This is a genomic window from Dermatophilaceae bacterium Sec6.4 (assembly GCA_039636865.1).
In the GTDB taxonomy this organism is placed as follows: Bacteria; Actinomycetota; Actinomycetes; order Actinomycetales; family Dermatophilaceae; genus Allobranchiibius.
This window is the reverse complement of sequence record CP144172.1, coordinates 91787-115273: the sequence shown is the minus strand read 5'-3', so window position 1 is coordinate 115273 and position 23487 is coordinate 91787. Positions and strand designations below refer to the sequence as shown.

Sequence of the window (23487 nt, the reverse complement as noted above, 5' to 3'; positions counted from 1 at the left end):
AGTACTCCGTAATCCGGTGGAGTTTGCCGTTTCTGCGCGGCACGCGTCCACTCGGACGCACCACGAGAGACTGCTGTCCACGACAGTCTGTGATGGACGCGAGTGCAGGCATTCCGGCTTACGACATCGCGTCTTTGATGATCGCGGGCCGTCTACGGCTGCGGGACAGCGCCGGAATCTGACCGGCTTCCCCTGACAATTCACGTAGCGTCCTGTAAGCGGACGCCGAGGCTGACCTTAGCAGGCGAATCGGGGTCGAATCTTCGCTCAGTCCTGCGGCTCGAGCTGGCCGATGGGTTCACGCTTCTCGGCCTGGAAGCGGTCCTCGTTGCGGCCGAACGCCCAGTATCCGGACAGGCTGAGTGACTCTTTCGGTACGTCGAGGTCGCGGAAGATCCTACGTAGCTCCTTCATCGAGCCGCGCTCGCCGTGCGCGAAGACCTCGGCGCCCTGCTCGGGCCAGTCGAGGGCCCGGACGGCGTCCGGTAACAGCGATGTCTCGCCCGCAGGGGCGCCACGGCGGTACAGCCACTGCTGGTGCATACCAGCGGGTGAGGTCAGCAGCAGCTCGTCGGCAGGGGAATCGACCTCGACGACGACGTGGCCGCGTGCGTTTTCGGGCAGCGCCTCGAGTGCAGCGCTGATCGCGGGGAGGGCGGAGTCGTCACCGACCAGCAGGTACCAGTTCGCTGCACCACTCGGGCGGTATCCGCTGCCCGGACCGGTTGCCGCCAACAGGTCACCGGGCTGCGCCTGCATGGCCCAGGGAGCGGCGATGCCCTGGTCACCGTGGGTGACGAAATCCATGCTGATCGTGGCGTCGGCATTCCAACTGCGGATCGTGTAGGTACGTCGTACCGGGCGTTGTTCCACCGGCAGAGCGTCGATGTCGTACGGCGGGGTGAGGCGGTGCGCCGGATCGGTGAACAACAGTTTGAGGTAGCTGTCGGTCGCATCGGGCCGCCCCATCGCAGCCACTGCCGGTCCGCCGAAACGCACCCGCATGATGTGCGGGCTGACACGCTCGCTGCTGACGACGTGCAGGACGTGCTGCGGGCGCTTGTTCTTCGAACTCATAAGGCCACCCTAATTCGCGTGCCCCGATCCGCCGAGTGGCAGACAAATGTTGCGAGTGGCGCACTCAGGAGTGCGCCACTCGCAACTTGTCTATGCCACTCGGCGAGAAGGGGAGGGGGGGAGGGGTCAGACGCCGAGGCGGGCTTTCAGGCCGTCCAGCTCGATCTGCAGCTGGGTCGGCAGCGTGTCGCCGAACTTGGCAAACCATTCCTCGATCTGCGGGATCTCGGCCTTCCACTCCTCGGTATCCACCGCCAGAGAAGCCTCCAGCTCAGCAAGGGTCATGTCCAGACCGTCCACATCCAGCGACTCCGGCGTCGGTACGTGACCGATCGGGGTCTCGATCGCGGCGGCCTTGCCCTCCATCCGCTCGATGACCCACTTCAGCACGCGGGAGTTCTCACCGAACCCCGGCCATAAAAAGGAGCCGTCCTGCGCGCGGCGGAACCAGTTGACGTAGAAGATCTTGGGCAGCTTGCTCGCGTCGGCGTCCTTGCCGAGATCGACCCAGTGCTGGAAGTAGTCACCGGTGTTGTAGCCGATGAAGGGCAGCATGGCCATCGGGTCGCGGCGCACGATGCCGACCTCACCCTTGGCAGCGGCCGTTGTCTCGGACGAGAGAGTCGCGCCCATGAAGGTGCCGTGCAGCCAGTCGCGTGATTCCGTTACCAACGGCACGGTTGTCTTGCGGCGACCACCGAACAGGATCGCCGAGATCGGCACGCCCTGCGGGTCGTCGTACTCCGCAGCGAGGATGTCGCACTGGGTGATCGGCGTGCAGTAGCGGCTGTTCGGGTGGCTGGACAGTTCGCCGCAGTCCGGCGTCCAGTCCTTGCCCTTCCAGGAGGTGGCGTGTGCCGGCTCGTTCTCCAGGCCCTCCCACCAGACGTCACCATCGTCGGTGAGCGCAACGTTGGTGAAGACCGAATTACCCTTGTTGATGGTCGTCATCGCGTGCGGGTTGGTGTGCTCGTTGGTGCCGGGCGCGACGCCGAAGAAGCCGAATTCGGGGTTGACGGCGTACAGCCGCCCGTCCTTGCCGAAGCGCATCCACGCGATGTCGTCGCCGAGCGTCTCGACGGTCCAGTTCGGGATGGTCGGCTTGAGCATCGCCAGGTTGGTCTTGCCGCAGGCGCTGGGGAACGCCGCTGCGACGTAGTAGGTCTGCTGCTCGGGGGAGATGAGCTTGAGAATGAGCATGTGCTCGGCGAGCCAGCCCTCGTCGCGCGCCATCGCCGAGGCGATCCGCAGCGAGTAGCACTTCTTCCCCAGCAGCGCATTGCCGCCGTACCCGGAGCCGAACGACCAGATCAGTCGCTCCTCGGGGAACTGCACGATGTACTTCTCTTCATTGCACGGCCATTTCACGTCCTGTTCGCCGTCGGCCAGCGGCGCGCCGACCGAATGCAGCGCGGGTACATAGCGTGCGGCGTCGCCGAGTTCTTCGATGCGGTCCAGGATCTTGGCGCCGCAGCGCGCCATGACCCGCATGGACACCACGACGTATTCGCTGTCGGTGATCTCGACACCGAACATGGGGCTTTCGGCATTGAGGTGACCCATGACGAAGGGGATGACGTACATCGTGCGGCCCTTCATACACCCGGCGTACAGCCCGCGCATGAGGTCCTTCATCTCCTGTGGGTCCATCCAGTTGTTGGTCGGGCCGGCGTCCTTCTCATCCTGGCTGCAGATAAAGGTGCGTTCCTCGACCCGGGCGACGTCCTCCGGTGAGCTGGCGGCGTGGAAGGAGTTGGGCTTGATCTCCTCGTTCAGTCGCGTGAAGGTACCGGCGGCGACGAGTTTGCCGGTCAGCTCGGTCCATTCTTCGTCGGAGCCGGTCACCCAACGCACCTCATCCGGAGTTGTCAGCTCCGCGACTTCGGCCACCCATGCTGCCAACTTCGGGTGGGTGGTGCCGATTGGAGTGGAGGTGTGCAGGCTCATGTGACCGTCCTTGTGGGCGTTGTTCACCGCATGGAATGGGTGGATTGGCCCGAACGTATCGGGGCCGACGCGAGCTCTCCACCGGACCGGAGGATATCGAATGTGACGCCGATCACACGGTCGGTGCCCTTTGTGGCTTTCCCGTCAGCTCGCGTTGCAAAGGCGACGCAACGCAACGTTTACCTGACAAAACCCAACACTGACGGATCTGCCGATGCGAACGAAGTGAGCTCAGGACAGGGCCGATGGTTTGGAAGACGGACAAGGAGCTACAGCCAGTTCTTCTTCTTGAAGACGGTGTACATGGTGATGACGGTCAGCAGCATCAGACCGATCGCCATCGGGTACCCGTATCGGAAATTGAGCTCGGGCATCGCGTGGAAGTTCATCCCATAGATCCCGGCGATAACGGTCGGAGTGAACAGGATGGCAGCCCATGAGGTGGCTGCCTTGACCTGGTCGGCCTGATTGTTTGCGACTTCGGCGAGGCGCTTCATGTCCTCGTTCTGGGTCTGCGCGACGAGGGTGGAGTTGAGCGAGAGGATCGACATCAGGGTCTGTCGGAATCCATCGACGCGTTCAACCACGATGACTGCGTGATCTTCGACATCGCGTAAATTGCGCTGTAGTTCTTCGTCGGTGTCGTACTTGTCGTAACCGCGGCGGAGTGCCTGCAAAATATCCAGCAGCGGCTTGGTTGCCCGTTGCAGCGCGAGTACCTCGCGGGACAACTCGTAGATGCGCCGCGACACCGCCGGATCCGATTCGAAGACCTGCTCCTCGATCTGATCGATGTCGATCTCGAGGCCCTCCAGCACCGGCTTGTATCCGTCGACGACGAAGTCGAGGACCGCATAGAGCACCGCGTCGGGTCCCAGCGCCATCAGGTGCGGATCGTCGTCGATCCGCCGTCGGACGGGTCCGAGCTCGGGCTCGTCGGTGGGGCGCACCGTGACCACGAAGTCCGGACCTACGAAGAGATGGATCTCGCCGAGGTGCACGGTCTCTGTGTCGTCGTGATAGGTCGCCGGTCGCAGGACCACGAAGAGGGTGTCGTCGTAGCGTTCGAGCTTGGGCCGCTGATGGGCGTTGATTGCGTCATCGACAGCCAACCGGTGCAGCGCGAAGATGTCGCCGACCTGTCGGATCTGGGCCGGTGACGCTTTCGCCAGGCCCACCCAGGCGACGGCCTTGTCCGGCTCGGCGAGCCGGTGGATGATCGCGCTGATGCTGTGTGGATTTGTCTGGCGTACGCCGTCCAAGTAAATGGCTTTCTGGACGACCGTGGACTCTGCCCCGTCGTCGGAATCGGATGTCGGCGTTACGCGTTCGACCCGGCGTGCAGCATCGCCTCTGGAGACGCCGGCGGGGTTGCCCGGCGCCCAGAGCTGCGGTTGTACACGGACCCGCGTCCTCCAGTTCGACACGATTCGACTGTAGCTCGCAAGCGTGTGTTCTCCCCGTATTCAGCCAAACGACGTACGACGTGATGAGCGCAACGGGAACCCCGCCTACAGTGCTGCGATGAGCACCATTACCGGTGGGGGCGCCGGGCACAGCCGACGGGCAGTGATCATTGCGGCGCTCGTCGCGGTGCTGGTGGTCGCGGGCGGCCTCGGCTGGTGGTTCACCCGCGCTGGTTCGGTCGACTCCGAGCAGGTGATCCCCTCGACGCCGGCGGGTATCCGCACCGTGCAGCTACCGGTCAAGCTGGTGCGCGACACATCCGGCATACCCGGTGTGGTGGCCTACGACCAGAGCAGCTACATGACGCTCGCGACCCAGAACGGCACGGCGATCCATGTGTCGCACGTGCCTGGACCGGTCACCTACACAATGACCCCACCGGCGGGTGGGCCGCACAACATTGTGTGGATGAACGCCGGCGTCTACACCGAGCCGGTGCCCAGCGAACGGGCAGTGCACGTGGTCGAGCACGGCGCGGTCTGGATCACCTACGACCCGACGTTACCCAAGGCGCAGGTACAGAAGCTGGTGGATTTCGTGGGCCGTCAGAGCCTGATCCCCGAACCGAAGGGCACGGGTGGCGTCAAGGTGGCCGGTCAGGCGAACCGTTTCATCATCCTGTCCCCGTGGCGCGGCAACACACTTCCCGCACCGGTGGTGATGTCCTCCTGGGGCCACCAACTGCGGCTGAAGAATGCGACCGATCCGCGGATGCAGCGATTCATCGACACCTTCCGGCACCGCAAGCCCTACAGCCCGGAGACCAACGAGCCGGTCGACGGGATACCGACCGGGACGGGCGGGGTAGCCGCCCGCTACGGCGCCACCCAGCCCAATCCGCCCGGTACGAAGAAGTAGGCGCTATTCGCTGGTGATGGGCTCGCGACCGGCCGGTTGCTTTGGTCGCGGGGTGAGCGGCTCTACCGGGGTGAAGGCCCTAGTCACCGGTTCGGCGGTCGTCAGGGTGAAGACCTCGCCGTAGTGCGACAGATCGGTGTGGGCGCCCGAGCCGTCCTCCAGCTCGTAGACCGCGTGGTCGGGGTGGATCGTTACGCGCACCTTGCAGCCTCGCCAGCGCAGCGTGAACGCCAGTCGGGTCAGCCGTTTCGGCAGCGCCGGCGTGAACGACAGTTGGCCGCCGTGATCGCGCATTCCGCCGAATCCGCATACCAGCGCCAGCCATGCGCCGGCGAGCGAGGCGACGTGCACGCCGTCGCCGGTGTTGTGCTCCAGGTCGCGTAGATCCATCAGCGCGGCCTCGGTGAGGTAGTCATGCGCAAGCTCGCGGTGACCCACCTCAGCGGCCAGGATGGCTTGGGTGCAGGCCGACAGGGAGGAGTCCCGGACGGTGATTGGCTCGTAGTACTCGAACGCTTTCGCCTTCTGCTCCAGCGTGAAGTTGTCGCCGCACCAGTGCATCGCCAGCATCAGGTCGGCCTGTTTGACCACCTGTTTGCGATAGATGTCGAAGTAGGGGTAGTTCAGCAGCAGCGGGTAGTTGCCCGCCTTGTCGGTCGCCGCGAAGTCCCAGACCTCGCGCTCGGTGCTGCCTCGGTCCTGCTGGTGCACGCCGCGCTCATCGTCGAAGGGCATGGCCATGGCTTCGTCGGCGGCTCGCCAACCGCTGATCTCCTCCCGCGTCACATCGAGCGCGATGGCCTCCTGGGGCCAGCGCTCCGCGGTGTCGGCTGCGTACCGCAGGTTCCGCGCGGCCATCAGGTTGGTGTAGGTGTTGTCGGCGACCACTGCGGAGTACTCGTCCGGCCCGGTGATGCCGTCGATATGAAACTTGCCGTCATCGCCGTGGTAGCCGAGGTCGGCCCACAACCGGGCGGTCTCCACGAGCAGTTGTAGGGCGGTCTCGCGGTCGAATTCCTCGTCCTGCGTCCAGAAGACGTAGCGCGCTGCAGCGACCGAGATGTCCGCGTTGATATGGAATGCGGCCGTGCCTGCCGGCCAGTAGGCCGAACACTCCTCACCGCGGATGGTGCGCCACGGGAAGGCGGCACCCTTGAGTTTGAGGGTCTCGGCGCGCTCACGTGCCAGATCCAGGATGCTCTGGCGCCAGACAAGAGCGTCGCGGGCCGCATCAGGGGCAGTCGCAGTCAGTAGGGGGAGCACGAACTGCTCCGAATCCCAGAAGGCGTGCCCGTCGTATCCGGGTCCGGTCAGGCCCTTTGCGAGGATTGCGCGACCCTCGGCACGGGCGCCGGCCTGGAGCACGTGCCACAGACCGAAACGCACGGCTTGCTGCACACTGTCATCGCCGTCGACCTGCACATCGGCGCCGTCCCAGAAGTCCTGGATGTAGTCCTTCTGCTCAGCGACCAGATCGTCCCAACCGGTGTTGATGACTGCGGACAAGGCGCCGTCCACCTGATCGCGCAGGGCCGGCACGGTGCGCTCGGAGGACCAGCCGTAGGCGACGAATTTGGTCAGACCGAGCGTCTCACCAGGGTCCAGATGTGCACCGATCGTCATCCGTGACCAGTCCGGCTGGATGAAGGTATGCGGCTCGTAGTCGTGGTCGCCGTGCAGGATGTGGTCGCATGCCGCGGCGACGCGTAGACCGCTCGCCTTCGTGCGGTGGATCAGCTGGGCGCGGGTGTCACCCGCCAGATGATGTTCGGACTTCAACGGTTTCTTCAGCGCAGCCGCAACGCGAGGGTCTGCAGAGGTGACGGGCAGCTCTTCGTTTGCAACCATCTCGGACTGGATGACGACGCGCAGCGGTTTGTCGACCGCCTCCACCTGGTACCAGATCGCCAGGATGGCGCGTTGGGTGAAGGACACCAGACGCTGGGAACGCACCCGGACCATCCGCCGGGCGGGCGATTCCCACAAGACGTCGCGGGTGAGGATCCCGGTGCGCATGTCCAGCGTGCGTTCGTGGTGACGTACAGCGCCGTACCGCATGTCGAACGGTTCGTCATCGACCAACAGTCGGATCACTTTTCCGTTGGTGACATTGACGACGGTCTGGCCCGATTCGGGATACCCGTACCCCGCCTCGGCGTACGGCAGCGGCCGGCTCTCGAAAAAGGAGTTGAGGTAAGTGCCGGGCAGCCCCGACGGGTCACCCTCATCGAGGTTGCCGCGTACGCCGATATGGCCGTTGGACAGTGCGAAGATCGACTCTGCCTGGGCGAAGTTTTCGGTTTGCAGGTTCAGCTCGCGTACCCGCCACGGCTCGACGACGAATCCCTCGTAATGCTCGCTCATGCGTCGGTGTCCTCACCGGTTGAATCGCTCTGGAGCAGCTCGGCGAGGTCTTGCACAACCACGGTCGCCCCGTTCTCGAGCAGCGCCTGAGCGTGGTCTACGCGGTCGACACCGACGACGTAACCGAAGTTGCCCGCTCTGCCGGCGGCGACGCCGGAGGTGGCGTCTTCGAAGACAACACACTGGGCGGGGGTGGCGTCGACGAGCTTGGCGCCGGCCAGGAACGAATCGGGTGCGGGTTTGCCCTTGATGTGCTGCTGCGCGAGGGTCGTGCCGTCCACGCGACCTTCGACGTACTGCGCCAGGCCGGTCACCTCCAGCACCATCTCGGTGTTCGCCGAGGACGACACGACGATGCGACGCAGGCCGGCGTCGCGGGCGGCCTGCAGGTAACGACGCGAGCCGTCATAGACATCGACGCCGTCGCGCTTGATCGCTTCATGGACGAGGTTGTTCTTCCGGGTGCCCACCCCGTAGATCGTGTCCGCATCCGCGTCGTCATCGGGGCTGCCATCGGGCAGCTGGATGTCTCGCGAGGTGAGGAAGTCACGCACGCCGTCCTGGCGAGGTTTGCCGTCGACGTACCGGTTGTAGTCGCTGCCGGCATCGAAGGGGGTGAATCCGTCCCCGTCGCGGGCCTTCAGGAATTCGTTGAAAGTTTGTTTCCATGCGGTGCGGTGCACGCTGGCGGTGTCGGTGAGGACTCCGTCCAGGTCGAACAGGCAGGTGGTGATGGCGTCCGGTAAGCCGAGCATCGTCGTCCTTCGGTGTGGCAGTGAGGTCCTGCTGCAGGTTACTGCGACTGCCTGGTGACCAACGGAAGCCATGCGGTGTACGGGTGGTTATCGGGACTATCCGCGCTTCGATGACCGTTGTGCCATCGGAGCGTGCCGCTCACTATCGACGCGGTGTGCCGCGATGCGAGGAGTGCAGTCATGAAGGCAGTTCAGTTCAGCGAGTACGGCGGCCCCGAGGTCTTACGTGTGGCTGAGGTCGATGAGCCGCACGCCGGAAACGGCCAGATCCGTATTGCCGTGCGTGCTGCGGGTGTCAATGCACTGGACTGGAAGGTGCGGGCCGGATACATGAAGGACCAGCTGCCGCTGGAGTTTCCGGCGGGGGTGGGCCTGGACGCGTCCGGCGTCGTGGACGAGGTCGGCGAGGGCGCCGACGGTGTTGCTGTCGGGGATGCCGTTTTCGGAGCGGGCTCAGCGGCCTACGCGGAGTACGCGATCCTGGACCACTGGGCCGCCAAGCCCGAGCGGATGTCGTTCGAGGAGGCTGCCGGGTACGGAGTCCCGGTCGAGACGGCGGTGCGCATCCTGAATCTGGTCGGCGTCCGGTCGGGGCAGACCCTGCTAATCAGCGGCGCGTCGGGTGGGGTCGGCTCAGCGGTCGTGCAGATTGCCGTCCATCGCGGTATCACCGTCATCGCCACCGGTGGCGAAAAGAACCAGGACTACCTACACGAGCTCGGCGCCACCGCCACCACCTATGGCGCCGGACTGGTCGAGCGGGTGCGTGGCCTCGCGCCGGACGGTGTCGATGCGGCGCTGGATATCGCCGGCTCGGGCGTGATCGACGAACTCATCGAGCTCACCGGTGATGCCGGCGCGGTCGTGTCGATCGCGGACTTCGGCGCACCCGGCAAGGGCGCCAGGGTCACGACGCAGCCGGAGAACAACGAGGCGGCGTACGCAGAGGCCGCGAAACTTTTCCAGGACGGCTCGTTCACGTTGCCGGTGGAGAGAGTGTTCAGTCTCGAGCAGGCCGGCGACGCGCACGCTGCCAGTGCTGCCGGCCATGTCCGCGGCCGGTTCGTGATCGTTGTCTGAGGGATCGCTGTCTGAGGGACCACCTACTGATCGGCCCGGCCACCCCACAGCGGGTGACCGGGCCGATCAGCAAGCGTGGGTGTCAGGTGGTTTGCGGCTGCAGTGCGGCGAGTTCCCGCTGCACGAGTTCCTCATGTGCTGCAGCATCCTCGCGGGCCTTGCGCGGGCTCCATCGGCCGACCATCAGGAAGACGAACGGAATGAAGAGCAATTCTGCTCCCGCGCAGATCATCCACCACGTCTTCCACTGGCCTGGGCTGTCCTTGGCGGCCTTCTGGACGTCTGCTCCATTGGCTTTGAGGTAGGCACCGTCCGCAGCCGGGATGGGGTGGGTGCCGAGGAAGGTCAACTGCTTGACTGCATCCGCAGGAGACTTTGCCACCCCGGATTTGATCAGGTCACCGACCGCGGCTGCGCCTGCTGCTGGAGACGTCGGATTCTTCTCCAGCGCAGCAAGGTTCACCGGCGTTATGCCGCCGACGGTGGCCAGTTGAGGCGCGTACTGGGTCGCCAGTGTCTTCACCTCAGCACCCTTGTCGACCAGGATCGACGTGGCGGGAAGAGCGGCACCGAATCCGACCAGCGTCAGGCAGATGACAATCCGAATGGTCCATCCCCAGGTCGCCAGACCAGTCGCGGTCGCTGCGGGATTGTGCTTTTCGACCGTCTCGGTGAACGAGGCCATCCACGCGCAGTAGGTGACACCCTGCGCCGCGCTGATCAGGATCAGCAGCGCGCGGAATGTCTCGTACGACGTACCGGGGGTGGTTGCCTTCAGGGCGAAGATGAACAAGCCGATGGCGCTGACCACCGCGCCGACGATCATCAACGGTTTGCGCACGCCCAGCTTGTCGGAGATCAGTCCGGCGACGACCAGAGCGATGGCATTCGGTAGCCAGTACCAGTTCGCCAGCGCGTTCGCGCGCTCCGGGGTGTAGCCGAAGATCGTCGCGAAGTAGACAACGAAGAAGCCGACCGCGATGTAGTAGAAGATCAGGAAGATGCTGATGGCGAACGCCGATCCGACCACGTCCAGGCGCATCATTTGACGCCACTGGCCCTGGTGCACCTTGCTCTCGTCGATCTGGGAGGCGCGTGCCTCGATCAGCTGCCGGTCGTTCATCGAAACCATCAGCTGGTCGCGCAGGCCGGGGGACAGTTCGCGCAGGAAGAGCAACGCGATGACCGCGACGACCAGGCCGATGATGCCGCATACGTAGAACTGGAACTGCCAGTCCGGGTGCGCTCCGAGCGTGTGGCTGGAGACCTCGGTGACCATCAGCGATCCGAGGACCGGACCCAACGTCCAGAAGCCCATCGCTGAGGCCCGCCCGAGTTGGGGGGAGAAGTCACGGATCAGGGCGGGAGTGGCGACCAGGATCATGCCTTCCACCATCGACAACACCGCAAATTCCAGCAGGTAGACCGTGCCGTTGGACGCGTGGGGAAGAGCGAACAGCACGATCAATCCGGTCAGGAAGAGACCGCCCACCACGAGGTTGGCGCGACCCCACCGGTCCGCGAACCCGGCGGCCAACGACCCGAACGCCCCGACCAGATTGCCGACCACCGAGATGAAGACGAACTGACTGAAGCTGATGTGGAAGTAGGTGATGATCTGGGTGGCAACGGCGCCGGGGATGTAGAGCTCGTAGTAGAGGACCACGGTCGCTGCAACGGTGATGGCCAGGTAGGCGAACCGGGGGTTTGTCGACGGATAGTGCGCCAACTGCCGATGTACGAGCGGGTTCCCGCGGGACGGTTGAGATCGGGCGGGAGACGCGGGACCAGCGGTTGAGGACATCTGCATCGCTTCCGTATTCGAATGTGGCGTAGCTCACAATCTGCCTACATCCGCCTGCTGTCAAGCAAAAACCCCGAACCGCTTTCGCGGGCCAGGGTTTTCGTTACTGTCTCAACACAGCGTGCACCCGGAGAGATTCGAACTCCCAACCTTCTGATCCGTAGTCAGATGCTCTATCCGTTGAGCTACGGGTGCTGGAGTGACGACCTCGAGGCCGTCGAACTGCCGGAAGCGTACGTTACCGTCTCACCACCGACACACGAAATCGGAACCCGCCGGCCGCAGGTGGCCGGTTCAGGCCCCGAAGGGTCGCGCAGGCAACCCGCCCACTCCGGGCTCACAGCTGAACACCGCCCCGGCGAGCGGTTGCTCGCCGTCCGGCACGTTCTCCCGGCTGGTGGTGATGAACAGGGTGCGCAGGTCATCGCCACCGAAGGTGCACGCCGTCACATTGGTCACGGGTAGCTCGATGACCTGGTCCAGGGCGCCCTCCGGGGAATAGCGGTGCACTGCAGACCCGCCGTAGAGCGCGGTCCACACACCGCCCTGCTCATCCACGCACAGTCCGTCGGGGCTTCCGGCGAGGTCTTCCGGCAACGTGACGAACGGGCGCCGTTCGCTCATACCCTCGGGTGTCCAGTCGAAGGTCCACACGATGCGAGTGGGTGTGTCGTTGTGGAAACCCTTGTCTCCCAGGCCGGTCCATGCCAGTCCGTTCGACACGGTGAGCCCGGTGAGCACTTGCGAGGCGAGCCCATCGGTGCTCAGCAGGTAGAGCGAGGCTGCGCCCTCCTTCTGGTCGTAGGCCATCGTTCCGCAGTAGAAGTTACCCATCGGGTCACAGCCGCCGTCGTTGAAGCGGATGCTCGGGTCGCTCCAGAGAGACTCCATGACCTGCAGGTCCGACAGGTCCGGTTTGCTCGCCAACGCAAAGCCGCGTTCGGTGGCCACGATGGCCCCGCCCGCCCCGCGCGGGCGCAGCGCGGCGGCGATCTTGCCGACATGCATCCGGTCCACTCCACCGTCGGGTCGCAGTGACAACACATCCCCGGCGAGCATGTCGACGTACTTCAGACCACCCCACTCACGGTCCCAACAGGGCCCTTCTCCGTGGAAGGCATGGGGTTGCGAGATCTCGGTGGCGCGCATATTCAAACTGTACGACCGACGAGCATGTGACGTCAGTAGCAGGCGGGCGACCTGTGGAGCGTGCAACTGCTGCCAGTAGGGGAAGCGGTCACACGTCCTCGGCGTCCTGCTCCGTCGGGTTCCACTTCGTCAGCCGTGCGGCCTCCCAGCCGCGTTCCTTCACCGTCGCGCGTGCTGCCGTGCGGTGGGTCGGTGTGAGGCGCTCCACGTAGAGCTTGCCGTCCAGGTGATCTGTCTCATGCTGCAGGCAACGGGCCAGGGTGCCGCCCTGAGCCTCGACCTCGACGGTGTTCCCGTCCAGATCGGTGCCGGTCACGCGAGCCCAGTCCGAGCGGGCCGTCGGGAAACTCTCACCGGGTACGGACAGGCAGCCCTCCAAGCTTTCGTGCGGATCGGGTTCACCGGGGGCTACGAGCCCCTTCTCCAACACCGGATTGATCACCACGCCGCGTTGCATCACCTCATCGGCTGCAGCACAGGCGTAGACGAAGATCCGCAGCCGCACCCCGACCTGGTTGGCGGCGAGACCGGCTCCATCCGCTGCGTCCATCGTCTCGAACATGTCGGCAACCAACTCGCGCACCTCGTCCGTCACCGTTTGGACGCGTCGCGTCGACTGGTGCAGGGCCTTGTGCCCGATGATTGTGATCGGACGGACCGTCATACGTTATTCACTCCCGAGATCAGCGCGGTGGATGCATCGGGGAGTGTTTCACGACGGGCCCCGACCGCGGTACGGGTTGTCGGGGTAGGGGTCCACCTCGCCGCGGTACGGGTCGTCGGGGTGGGGGTCGTCTCCGCCTGGCGGGCGGACCTCCTGTGGCGGCGACGCGTCCTCGTGGCTGACCGACCAGCTGGGGTCGGGTGCCTGCGGCAGTGCGGCCGCACGGACGATCCGGCGACGATTCGGGCCGTATGACGGTGCTGGTCGCTGCGCGTGGGTCAGCTTCTGCGGCAGTTGAACAGGCGGCGTTGGCACCGGAAGCCCGAACGGGTCGGTGTGATCCGAAGAGTCGTCGTAGTCGTCGTCGTAGTCGTAGTCGTTGAAGTCCCGAGGGTCGTTGTAGTCATTGGAGCCGCCTTTCCGGCCACGATGGTGGCGCCGCGTGTCGTTGTCGTCCTCGTCATCCGGATCGTCCTCACCGAAGATCTGCTCGCAGATCAGCCGGTAGTAGATGGCGGCGTTCGGGATGTAGTCGATGTTCCGCAGCGCCTGATCCTGGCCGGCACTCTCCATGACGAACGTGCCGTAGTGCAGAAAACGCGCGACGAACGACTGGTTGAACGACATGTCCGTGACCTTGGCCATCGGCATCATGCCGATCTGCTGCGCGAGCAGGCCGTGGGTGAGCAGCAAACGACGTTCGGTCACCACGAACCAGTCGTGGCGCCACAACGCCAGCTGCGCGAGGCAGTAGAAGGCCAACGCGAACCACAGCCACCACGCGTAGACGACGATCCGGCCGACGCTCCCAGGGCTGATCAAAGTGATCAGCACGGCCAGAATGAAACCGGTGATGGTGGCGGCAACCACGCCGAAAACGCGCATCCAATGCTGATGCACTGCGACCACGATGCGCTCGTGGTCCAGCAGAAATTTACGCATGGCCCTCTCGGCGCGTGGACTCACCCCGGCCATGCGCAGCTACGAGTTGAGGATGTCGTGGAAGAAATCGCCGATGTGCTGCACGCCCGACTTCAACACGCCCCAGATGTTGCGCACGATGTCAGCGGAGTGATGGGGGTCGGAGATGATCGAGTAGATCAGGAAAGCAAAGACCACCCAGATGACGATCTTCTTCACCCGGTCGGTGGCCATCGTTCCTCCGCAAACACATTGGTGCCGGCAGGGAGCGCAGCACTACTCACCGGTGATTGTGCCAGGAGTGGCGCGTGGGACACCGCCAACGACGAGTCTCGGAGTGTCGCGACGCCCATGACCCGCGTCTCGTTGTGACACAAATTGGTTACATCCACAATTTTGCTGGTAGCTGACCCCCAGACATGGATAGCTTGTTGATGTTCGAGCAAGGAATGCTGACAAGGCTGCCCTTCGGGGAGCCGGAAAGGTGTGCTGATGACGTCGACACCGCACGAAGATGCTCCTCCGGGCAAGGGAGGCGAGGATCCACATCTGCGTCGACATGTAGGCACCGTCGGCCTGCTGTTTGCCAGTATCGGATCGATCATCGGATCGGGGTGGCTGTTCGGGGCGCTGAACGCCTCTCGTGCTGCAGGGCCTGCTGCGATCATCTCCTGGGCGCTGGGTGCCCTGATGATTCTGCTGATCGCACTCTGCTATGCCGAACTGGGCACCATGTTCCCGTTGTCCGGTGGGGTGGTGCGCTTCCCGCACATCGGGTTCGGATCGTTCGCCAGCTATATGACCGGGTGGATCACCTGGGTCGCCTGTATGGCGGTCGCCCCGATCGAGGTAGAGGGCGCACTGACCTATGCGACCAAATACGCACCGTTCACCACCAAGCACACGCTGGACGGTTCTGTCGTACACACCCTGACGGGCCTCGGTCTGGGCACAGCGGTCGTCGCAATGGCTGTTTTCGTGGTCATCAACTACTTCGGCATCCGGTGGTTTGCCCGCGTCAACAACGTGCTGGTCTGGTGGAAGCTGCTGATCATCGTCACGGTGATCATTGCGTTCCTGCTGACGCAGTTCAAGGGCAGCAACTTCACTTCGCAGGGGTTCAAGCCGGAGGGTTGGCACGGTGTCTTCACCGCGATCGCTACATCGGGAATCGTGTTCTCCTACCTCGGCTTCCGTCAGGGCATCGAGCTGGCGGGGGAGACCGACAACCCCAAGCGCAACGTTCCGATCGCCGTTATCGGCTCGGTGCTGGTCACCGGTCTGATCTACGTCGGCCTGCAGATCGCCTTCATCGGTTCGTTGAACCCGTCCGACATCTCCAAGGGCTGGGCCAACGTCAACTTCGCCGACGACTTCGGACCGTTGGCTGCGGTGGCCTCCATCCTCGGGCTCGGGTGGCTGGCGACGCTGCTCTACATCGACGCAATCGTCTCCCCGGCCGACACCGGCCTGATCTACACCACCGTCACCTCACGCATCTCCTACGCGATGGCGCGCAACAAGAACGCTCCCGAGGCGCTGGCCAAGACAACGAAGGACGGGGTACCGCTGATCAGCATGTTCCTGGCGTTCGTGGTGGGCCTGATTCTCTTCCTGCCGTTCCCCAGCTGGCAGCAGCTGGTTGGCTTCATCACCTCGGCGACTGTGCTCTCCTTCGGTTCCGGCCCGTTGGTGCTGCTTGCCTTCCGCACCCAGATCCCGGACCAGGAGCGGCCGTTCCGGCTCCCCGCCGCCAAGGTCATCGCCTTCCTGGCGTTCTGGTCGGCCAACCTGATCGTCTACTGGACGGGCTGGAAGACCAACGAGAAGCTCTTCATCGCGGTACTGATCGGCGTCGTCCTGCTCGGTGTCATGTGGGGCGTGAACAACGCCCGCGGCAAAGAACAGCAGTGGGACTGGCGGGGTGGCCTCTGGTACATCCCCTGGCTCGGTGGTCTGGCGATCATGTCCTACATCGGTAACTACGACGGCGGGACCAACGTGCTCGGCTTCGAGTCGGCGTTCGTGGTCACGTTCATCTTCTCGGGGCTGATCATGGCGCTGGCGTACTACACCCGGTTGAGCCCGGAGCAGGTGCACATCTACATCGAACACTCCCAGCAGGAGGCCGCCCTGGAAGAAGAGGAACTCGGCGCAACACCCTGATCCACCCAGGACGCGACAGCGCGCCCGCATCCCCGATGGGATGCGGGCGCGTTGTTGCCCCTGATGGGGCCGGAAGTGTTCAGACCACGCCGTACAGCCGGTCGCCGGCATCGCCGAGGCCGGGCACGATGTAGCCCTTTTCGTTCAGTCGCTCATCGATGGCGCCGGTGACCAGGGTGATCGGCACGTCCAGGTCGGCGAGCGCGGCGTCAAGGGCTTCGATGCCCTCCGGTGCGCAGAGCAACGTCACCGCGGTGATGTCGTCGGCGCCGCGTTCGGCCAGAAACCTCAGCGCCATCGCCAGGGTGCCACCGGTGGCGAGCATCGGATCGAGCACATAACACTGCCGCCCGGACAGATCATCGGGCAGCCTGTTGGCGTAGGTGATCGCTTCGAGGGTCTCCTCGTTGCGCTGCATCCCGAGGAACCCGACCTCCGCGCTGGGCAGCAAACGCACCATTCCCTCCAGCATGCCCAGACCGGCCCGCAGGATCGGCACGACCAGTGGTTTGGGGCTGGCGAGTTTGATGCCGGTCGTCGGCGCGACGGGAGTGTTGATACTGAAGGGTTCGACGCGGACGGCGCGGGTCGCCTCGTACGCCAGCAAGGTGACCAGCTCCTCGGTCAGCCGTCGAAAGGTCGGACTGTCGGTGCGCTCGTCCCGCAGATAGGTGAGCTTGTGCGCGATAAGCGGATGGTTGGCGACCTGGACTCGCATGGATCAGACTCTACGGCGTGATGGCAAGCACTTCCGGCGCGCTTGAGACGCCGCACGACGGATGGATGGGCCTGGCGTTGGAACAGGCGCGCGACGCGCTGTTGACCGATGACGTACCGGTGGGCGCAGTGGTGGTGGATGCGTCCGGCGGAGTGATCGGGGCCGGCCTCAATCGGCGGGTTGGTAGCGCCGACCCGCTGGGTCACGCCGAGATGCTGGCGATCCGTGCGGCGGCAGCACATCTGGGCCACTACCGGCTGGACGACTGTGTGCTCGTGGTGACTCTCGAGCCGTGTCTGATGTGCGCTGGGGCAGTGATGCAGTCCCGATTGGCGGGCATTGTCTTCGGCGCCCAGGACGCCAAAGCCGGAGCCTGCGGCAGTGCCTGGGACGTCATCAGCGACAACCCGTCGCCGCACCGGGTGAGCTGTGTCGGAGGTGTCCGGGAACGTGAATGTGCGCTACTGCTGACTGAATTCTTTCGGGCCCGTCGTGGTGCTGGAAAAGCCGCGCCGCAGGTTCGCTGATCAGCTGGCGGCGGACGCGGTGTTCTCGCGCTTGGTGCCGCCGCTCATGTCCTCCAACTCCTGGCCCGTGGTCTCGGGGATCATCGACAGGACGAACCAGAAGGAGATCACCGCGAAGGCCGCGAAGATGCCGTAGAGGTAGCCCAGCCCGATGCGGTTGGACAGGTAGGGGAACAGCACCGTCACGACAAAGTTGGCGAGCCAGTTGCTGACCGTGCCGATCGCCAGTGCATAGGAGCGTTGCCGGTTGGGGAACATCTCGGCGAGCAGCACCCAGACGATCGGTCCCCAGGTCGCGGCGAAGAAGATCACAAAGAGATTGGCGCCGATCAACGCCACGATGCCCCATGAGCCCGGCAGCGAGATCTCCCCGTTGACCTTGGTGGAGTTGAAGAATGCCAGGGCCGCCATCCCCAGACCGAGGAACATCCCGCAGGAGCCGATCAGTAGGAGCAACCTGCGTCCGAACTTGTCGACGAACAGAATTGCCACGAAGGTCATCACGACATTGATCACGGAAGTGATCACCGAGGTCTTGAAAGCATCGGCGGTGGAGAAACCTACCGACTTCCACAGCGTGCTGGAGTAGTAGAAGATCGCATTGATTCCAACCAGCTGCTGCAATGCTGCCAGGATGATGCCGACCCACACCAGCGGTCGCAACCCGAGGCGTGGACCTTTGATGTCGGCGAAGCTGGTGCGGTCCTCCTCCTGGATTGAGTCCTTGATGTCCTTGACCTTCTTCTCCGGGTCCGGCTCACCCATGTTGTGCAGGATGTCGCGGGCCTGGTCGTTCTTTCCGGCGCGCACGAGGTACCGCGGCGACTCCGGAAGCAGGAACGAGACCACCGCGTAGACGACCGAGGGCACCACGCCGACCAGGAACATCCAGCGCCAGGCAGACATCCCGAAGAACGCGGCTTTGGCGGCTCCGCCGGCAGAGTTCTGCAGGAGTTCATCGGACAGCAGGGCCGCGAAGATTCCGATGGTGATGGCGAGTTGGTTGACCGAGGTGAGCGATCCGCGCATTTTTGCCGGTGCGATCTCGGAGATATAGGACGGCGTCATGACCGAAGCGACACCGATGCCGAACCCGCCGACGACCCGCCAGACCATCAGATCCCAGACGCTGCCGCAGAAGGCGGAGCCGATCGAGCTGGCGAAGAAGAGCACCGCGCCGATCAGCATGACCTTTTTACGACCGAGTCGGTCCGAGAGCTGCCCGGCGTACCAGGCGCCGACCGCACAGCCGAGTAATGCAATGGCTACCGCGAAACCCTTCAGGAAAGCGCTGAGTTGAAAACCCGACGCGATGGCATCGACAGCGCCGTTGATGACGGAGGAATCGAACCCGAAGAGGAATGCACCGACCGCCGCCGAGACACTGGCGACGATGACTTTCGCCTTGCTGACCGGCTCTGGAGCGGTCTCACTCATGATGGGTCCCATCCTCGATCCAACAGTCTTAGAACCGTAGTCCCGGATAGGGCCCCAATGGGTATGCGTGACGCTGAGGTATACCGAATCGAGATGCATCGCGACGTCGCGTGCGCTGAGGGCGGAGACCTCGTCGGCGCCTGTGGGAGTGTCGGCAGATACGAAGCGACGCGGATATGAAACGACCCCGGGCGGATGAACCCGGGGCCTGCCTCAGACTGGCGGGCTGGTGACACAAGTGCGCTGACCTGCGAAGTTTCGCTGCCGACCAGTACATGTTTCCCGGGCCAAGTCAGCTGATTTCCCACCTGGTCAAGGACGCGGCCCAGGGCAGTATCGGAGCGGGTTACTTCCTGATTCGTGAAACTCGCAGTTCAGCAGGTCAGCGCGGGGTTCGCCGAGCTGAAATTTGACCCGGCCCGGGTGGCTGTTGCTTCGGGCGTAGCTGAGCAATTCCCATGCTCCGATTACGAAACCCCCACTCGCCGCGACGAGTGTTACGGGCTCTCGATCCGTAAGTGTTGCTATGGATGCGCGCCAGTATTTGCGTGCACGTTCGGCTAGATCCGATTGGCAGAGGTCGGCCGCTCCCGTACTCAAACGAACAATCACCGTCTGCTCGTCAGTAGGCAACGCGCGGCGACGCCTAGACCGAGAGAGGTGGTTCCCCGCGTTTGCTCGCCATCGTTCCATCGCACTTCCACCACGACTCCGCGGAACCCCGGGCAGACCAAAGTCTCCGGACATGCCGGGGCGGTTCAGATGGCGACGCCGACCTGAGCGTTCCGCTGCTGAGTCCATGAAGGCGGGTTGGGATCCACGTTCAGGAGCGCGTTGAGGCTGGACAAAAGCGATGGTGGGATTGCTTCCAGCGCAGGGCGCCTCATTGACGGGGTCGTCGCGAGCCGGCGCGGGCCGCACCCGTCGTGGGGGCGCCGCTAGAGCGACGCCACGTGGTGAAGCTTGTGACCGGGCCGGAACCGGGGCGCACTAGCCACGGCCACGGATGCCGCTCGACTTCGAGTCGGGCGGCGAGCCGGCGCCACCCCGGCACCGGAGCGGCGGTGGCGGCCAGCCGGCGACCGGCGAGCACCGTAGCCGGGTCGCCGAGATGCACCTCGACCTCTCGGCGGGTGGCGAGATCGGCAAGCGTCTCGGCGACAAAGACGAGACGCTTGCCCGAGAGTTGCCGGACCTCCAGGAGCCTCTCATCGAAGACGAGCACGGCTGGCAGGTCGGGATGGGCCTCCAGCGCCGGATCGCCGTCGCCGAGCGACTCCCACGTCACCCACGCCGCCTCGGGGGCGTGATCATTGTCGAGCTTCTCCACCGATGCCGGCCCAGCGGTGACGTGGGCGCTGGGGTCTACACGCAGTCGGGGGTCCAGGTCAGGCACCGTGGGCCCGCTATCAGAGTCGGGCCAGCCCTCGATGGGGCAGTGGTCGTTGAGCGGGCAGGTCTCGCAGAGGCCAGGAGCGCGCTTGCGCACCTGCCAGCGGCTGAAGCCGTACGGCTTTCCGGTGCCGGTCCCAACGGTCCATTGCCAACCCAGCAGGTTGGCGGCCGCTGACCCGTCGAGCAGATGGCGCTCGAAGTGTTCGGCCCCGTCCCGCCAGTCGAACCCGGCCCGCACAGACCACTGCGAAGCGAGCCACATCCGGGTCTGGTTGACCAGCCAGCCATTGGTCTCGAGCTCTCCCACGGCGAGGTCGACGCACGCCATCTCGCGGTTCCAGCCCCACTGCCCGACGCGGTCGCGGCGGGGAGGCTCGTGGCGCAGCGGCCGACGCATGGCGTCGCCGAGCCTGGCGTGCAGGTGGCGGGCGTATTCCTGCCAAAGCAGCTCGTCGCGGTACTTGTCACGGTCGCCCACGGGCCCGGCGGCGACGTGCGCCCACAGCGTGGGCAGGTCGATGAGACCGTGACGGATGAAGGGGCTTAAGCGGCTGGCGCCGCGCGTCCGCTCGGGCCAAACTTCGTTTCGAGCCCGTGCATACCCCGTCACGTCGAAGGTCGCCAGAGCAATATCAGCCGCGCTCTGCCCGCCGCGAAACTCGGGGCTGGCCCTCACCTCGGGCTCGAGCGCGAGGTGGCCGAGGTAACGCTGCACCCAAGCGACCTCCTCGCCCACGGACGGGGTGGGCAACATGGTGCCCGGTCGCGCTGCCCCAGCGGTGGCACTCACCGTGGTCCACGCATGCGGATCGGACCCCACGACAACGGTTTTATGACGGCCACGGGAAACATCGTCGCACCGCGCCGACCGAAACCGGTGTGGGACGGCGGGTGCACTGCTGAACAATTGAACTGAGCTGACGGCTTCGGTAGGCAACTGCGTTACTCCAACGTCTAACGTTCTGTCACATATCGCCACGGTCCGCGGCCTTACTTCTGATCGACACCCACTTCGTTGCCAACGAGAGAGCCGCCACTGTGAACAACCTGTCGTCCACCTCGCTGACACCGCCGAGGCACACAAAGACCTGCTCGATCCGAGCCGATTCCGTGGGACTGCTGCACAAATAGGTGGCAGGTCAACCTGTCAACCAAACCCTGGGCAGTCCCGGAACCCTCAGTGAAAGTTTGCTGTCATTGTGAAGGCGCAGCGAAAGCGACCCGTTGACCCCATTGAATGTGCACAAGGCTCCGCAGGAGGAGCGCCCTTAGTGGAAGGGCGCTACTACTGTGCAGCGATGTCGACTGCCCTGGTCACTGCCACCGAGGACGTACGCGCCAAGACCATCAGCCCCGAGGTCTACGCCACCCGGATCGCCGAACGAGACCGATACGGCCTCCACGCCAAGGAAAAACCGCGACCTGGGATAGCAGAACGAGTGGGCTGCCCGGCCTCTGGGGCGAACCCGACCGCGAAATGCCTCCTCAAGTTCCGTTCAGAAGAATCCCGCCCGACGACCACCATCAATGGGCAGCGCGTTGACCTGCGACCGCGCATCACGCCCAGCGACGACCTCCAGCAGCACCCGCCGAAGGTGTGCCGCCAAGGCACCATCACCATCCAGCCCTCCGACGGTGCCAAATACCGTCAGACATTGCCGTACGCGTCCCCAGAACACAGTCGGGTCTACTACCTGCTGCGTGAAACGCAGGAAGGGTTCCACGGATTCAGCAAAGACGAGGCCAGGGAAGCACTTGGTGCACCCAGCCGACGCCGATCACGTGGGGTCCCCGCGAACTCGATCGTGGCTTCCATCCTGCTAGCAAGTGCAGGAATCCGAAAAGTCCGAACCTTCCTGGAAGAAGCGGAACCCGACGACAACGGCGTGCTCTCCATCCCGCGCCCACCCCGGAGCCCGAAAACAGGACCCCCCGGCGCCGAACCGGCCCGCGACATCTAAGCGACCGAAGCTCTCAGCTCACCACCCGGGGCAGTTCAACATGACCAGGTCTGCCCAAACGCCTTAGATGAGCTAGCGCCACAGGCGCCCACACTCTCCGCGACCACCAGGGCTACTGAAACAACGAAGTCGGGACCATCAAAACGATGGTCCCGACTTCATCGAGCGACTTTTGTCGCTCCGGCCGACAACTTGTGTCGCCAGCCCCTGGCGGTGGCGGAGGGATTTGAACCCTCGGTGGGCTTTCACCCACAAACGCTTTCGAGGCGTTCTCCTTAGGCCGCTCGGACACGCCACCGCCGACGAGAGTACCCGAGTCGTCCGGTGGTGGCGAAATGGGTTTTGCGATCAGCAGGTCTTCGCGGTGGGAGTCTTGGCGACAGTGGCACGGAACTGTTTGCCGATCACCACGTCGACGGAGTTGTCGGTACGGCCGTCGGGGGTGAGTTGCGCGCCGGGCACCGCCCGCTCGACGTACTGCTTCGCGAAGGCCTCACCGCCCTTGCCGTAACGAATTTGCGCAACCCCGTCGATCTTCTGCTTGTAGGGGTCATTGCTGACCGTGCCGATCTTGAAACCGCCTGTCGCGAACTGGGTAGCGACAGAGCTGGCGCTGCCGGAAGGGCCCGAGGCGTTGTAGATGTTCAAGGTGAACCCCGCCTGCGGCAGTGCTTTCGCCGCGCAGGTGGAGGTGGCGGAACCTGATGGGAGCGCACCCGGCGCGTTGATGTTACGGATTGCAAACAGGAGCCCGACGGTGACCAGGAGCGCAGCGAGCGCGAGCACGATCGTGGCGCGGACCTGACGGCGCCGGCGGGCGATCTGTAGACCGTTGAGGCTCACAGCATGAGCACCCGGGCATGCAGGATCGGCCGCTGCTGCAGTGCCGCTCTGAGTGCGCGGTGCAGGCCGTCTTCGAGATAGAACTCGCTGTTCCATCCCACGACGTGAGCGAAGATGTCGCCGTAGAAGGTGGAGTCCGCAGCCAGCACGAACGCCAGGTCCAGGTGGCGCTTGGTAGTGGTCAGGTGTTCCAGACGCACAGTCCTCGGAGACACCGCGCTCCAGTCAGCGGGTGTCTCCAACCCGTGGTGGGGGTAGGGGCGGCCCTCCCCGACAGCCTTGAAGATCACGTCGCCGATGCTACGGCTGGAAGTGCCCCGATCGTGGGAGCCCGCGACCATCGGCCAAGTAAGG

General features: G+C 64.5%; 20 protein-coding genes, 2 tRNA genes and 1 riboswitch. Of the genes, 5 read left to right on the top strand and 17 right to left on the bottom strand.

The annotated features are described in order from the left end of the window. Positions 1-85 precede the first annotated feature (85 nt). A riboswitch (cobalamin riboswitch) is annotated at positions 86-243 on the bottom strand. Between the two features lie 24 nt (positions 244-267). From V3G39_00630 to corA, 3 genes are all read right to left on the bottom strand, one after another. Next, on the bottom strand, positions 268-1077 hold the full coding sequence (locus V3G39_00630) for a siderophore-interacting protein (GenBank protein ID XAS76570.1): 810 nt from the start codon (positions 1075-1077) through the stop codon (positions 268-270). A gap of 126 nt (positions 1078-1203) precedes the next feature. Beyond that, positions 1204-3024, bottom strand: a complete 1821-nt coding sequence (locus V3G39_00625; protein ID XAS76569.1) for a phosphoenolpyruvate carboxykinase (GTP) — start codon at positions 3022-3024, stop codon at positions 1204-1206. A 269-nt stretch (positions 3025-3293) separates the two neighbouring features. Further along, positions 3294-4451, bottom strand: coding sequence for a magnesium/cobalt transporter CorA (corA, locus tag V3G39_00620; GenBank protein ID XAS76568.1), 1158 nt, complete (start codon positions 4449-4451; stop codon positions 3294-3296). A 97-nt stretch (positions 4452-4548) separates the two neighbouring features. Between corA and V3G39_00615 the strand changes: the two genes are divergently transcribed. After that, a complete protein-coding gene (locus V3G39_00615; GenBank protein ID XAS76567.1) occupies positions 4549-5349 on the top strand; it encodes a DUF3105 domain-containing protein in 801 nt (266 codons plus the stop codon). A 3-nt stretch (positions 5350-5352) separates the two neighbouring features. On the opposite strand, the gene V3G39_00610 is transcribed toward V3G39_00615, so the two are convergent. Together V3G39_00610 and V3G39_00605 are read right to left on the bottom strand one after the other, a co-directional pair. Then, a complete protein-coding gene (locus V3G39_00610; protein ID XAS76566.1) occupies positions 5353-7713 on the bottom strand; it encodes a glycosyl hydrolase family 65 protein in 2361 nt (786 codons plus the stop codon). Continuing rightward, complete coding sequence (locus V3G39_00605; GenBank protein XAS76565.1) at positions 7710-8468, bottom strand: beta-phosphoglucomutase family hydrolase; 759 nt, start codon at positions 8466-8468, stop codon at positions 7710-7712. Before V3G39_00605 ends, V3G39_00610 begins: the two co-directional genes overlap by 4 nt. A 180-nt stretch (positions 8469-8648) precedes the next feature. On the opposite strand from V3G39_00605, the gene V3G39_00600 reads away from it, so the two are divergent. Then, on the top strand, positions 8649-9548 hold the full coding sequence (locus V3G39_00600) for an NADP-dependent oxidoreductase (protein ID XAS76564.1): 900 nt from the start codon (positions 8649-8651) through the stop codon (positions 9546-9548). 82 nt (positions 9549-9630) lie between these two features. Here the strand turns inward: V3G39_00600 and V3G39_00595 are convergent, their stop codons facing one another. From V3G39_00595 to V3G39_00570, 6 genes are all read right to left on the bottom strand, one after another. After that, entirely contained in the window at positions 9631-11352 is a 1722-nt protein-coding gene (locus V3G39_00595) for an MFS transporter (protein ID XAS76563.1), read from the bottom strand. 122 nt (positions 11353-11474) lie between these two features. After that, positions 11475-11547 (bottom strand) — tRNA-Arg (locus V3G39_00590). Positions 11548-11646: 99 nt separating this feature from the next. After that, positions 11647-12501 (bottom strand): SMP-30/gluconolactonase/LRE family protein, encoded by an 855-nt coding sequence (locus V3G39_00585; protein ID XAS76562.1) that lies wholly within the window; start codon positions 12499-12501, stop codon positions 11647-11649. An 88-nt stretch (positions 12502-12589) separates the two neighbouring features. Beyond that, positions 12590-13165 carry a peptide deformylase gene (gene def / locus V3G39_00580; GenBank protein ID XAS76561.1) on the bottom strand — a complete coding sequence of 192 codons (576 nt, stop codon included), beginning with the start codon at positions 13163-13165 and terminating at the stop codon, positions 12590-12592. A gap of 48 nt (positions 13166-13213) precedes the next feature. Next, complete coding sequence (locus V3G39_00575) at positions 13214-14107, bottom strand: PH domain-containing protein (GenBank protein XAS76560.1); 894 nt, start codon at positions 14105-14107, stop codon at positions 13214-13216. A 39-nt stretch (positions 14108-14146) separates the two neighbouring features. After that, a complete protein-coding gene (locus V3G39_00570; protein XAS76559.1) occupies positions 14147-14320 on the bottom strand; it encodes a hypothetical protein in 174 nt (57 codons plus the stop codon). A 258-nt stretch (positions 14321-14578) separates the two neighbouring features. Here V3G39_00570 and V3G39_00565 point away from each other — a divergent pair, with 258 nt between their 5' ends. Beyond that, a complete protein-coding gene (locus tag V3G39_00565; GenBank protein XAS76558.1) occupies positions 14579-16252 on the top strand; it encodes an APC family permease in 1674 nt (557 codons plus the stop codon). Positions 16253-16331: 79 nt separating this feature from the next. Here the strand turns inward: V3G39_00565 and upp are convergent, their stop codons facing one another. Next, positions 16332-16970 (bottom strand): uracil phosphoribosyltransferase, encoded by a 639-nt coding sequence (upp, locus tag V3G39_00560; protein ID XAS76557.1) that lies wholly within the window; start codon positions 16968-16970, stop codon positions 16332-16334. A 20-nt stretch (positions 16971-16990) separates the two neighbouring features. Between upp and tadA the strand changes: the two genes are divergently transcribed. Further along, positions 16991-17497: a tRNA adenosine(34) deaminase TadA gene (gene tadA / locus V3G39_00555; protein XAS76556.1), complete on the top strand. Its 507-nt coding sequence runs from the start codon at positions 16991-16993 to the stop codon at positions 17495-17497. Here the strand turns inward: tadA and V3G39_00550 are convergent, their stop codons facing one another. Next, the gene (locus V3G39_00550; protein XAS76555.1) at positions 17498-18934 is read right to left on the bottom strand and encodes a sugar porter family MFS transporter; all 1437 of its coding nucleotides are present in this window, start codon (positions 18932-18934) and stop codon (positions 17498-17500) included. An 883-nt stretch (positions 18935-19817) separates the two neighbouring features. After that, complete coding sequence (locus tag V3G39_00545) at positions 19818-21266, bottom strand: FAD-binding domain-containing protein (GenBank protein ID XAS76554.1); 1449 nt, start codon at positions 21264-21266, stop codon at positions 19818-19820. A gap of 361 nt (positions 21267-21627) precedes the next feature. Here V3G39_00545 and V3G39_00540 point away from each other — a divergent pair, with 361 nt between their 5' ends. After that, positions 21628-22290, top strand: coding sequence for a hypothetical protein (locus V3G39_00540; protein ID XAS76553.1), 663 nt, complete (start codon positions 21628-21630; stop codon positions 22288-22290). Between the two features lie 208 nt (positions 22291-22498). Here the strand turns inward: V3G39_00540 and V3G39_00535 are convergent. From V3G39_00535 to V3G39_00525, 3 genes are all read right to left on the bottom strand, one after another. After that, a tRNA-Ser gene (locus V3G39_00535) sits at positions 22499-22588 on the bottom strand. A 50-nt stretch (positions 22589-22638) separates the two neighbouring features. Further along, a complete protein-coding gene (locus tag V3G39_00530; protein XAS76552.1) occupies positions 22639-23133 on the bottom strand; it encodes a LytR C-terminal domain-containing protein in 495 nt (164 codons plus the stop codon). Next, a complete protein-coding gene (locus tag V3G39_00525; protein ID XAS76551.1) occupies positions 23130-23423 on the bottom strand; it encodes a type II toxin-antitoxin system VapB family antitoxin in 294 nt (97 codons plus the stop codon). The genes V3G39_00530 and V3G39_00525 overlap by 4 nt, the downstream gene beginning before the upstream one ends. Between the last annotated feature and the right edge of the window lie 64 nt (positions 23424-23487).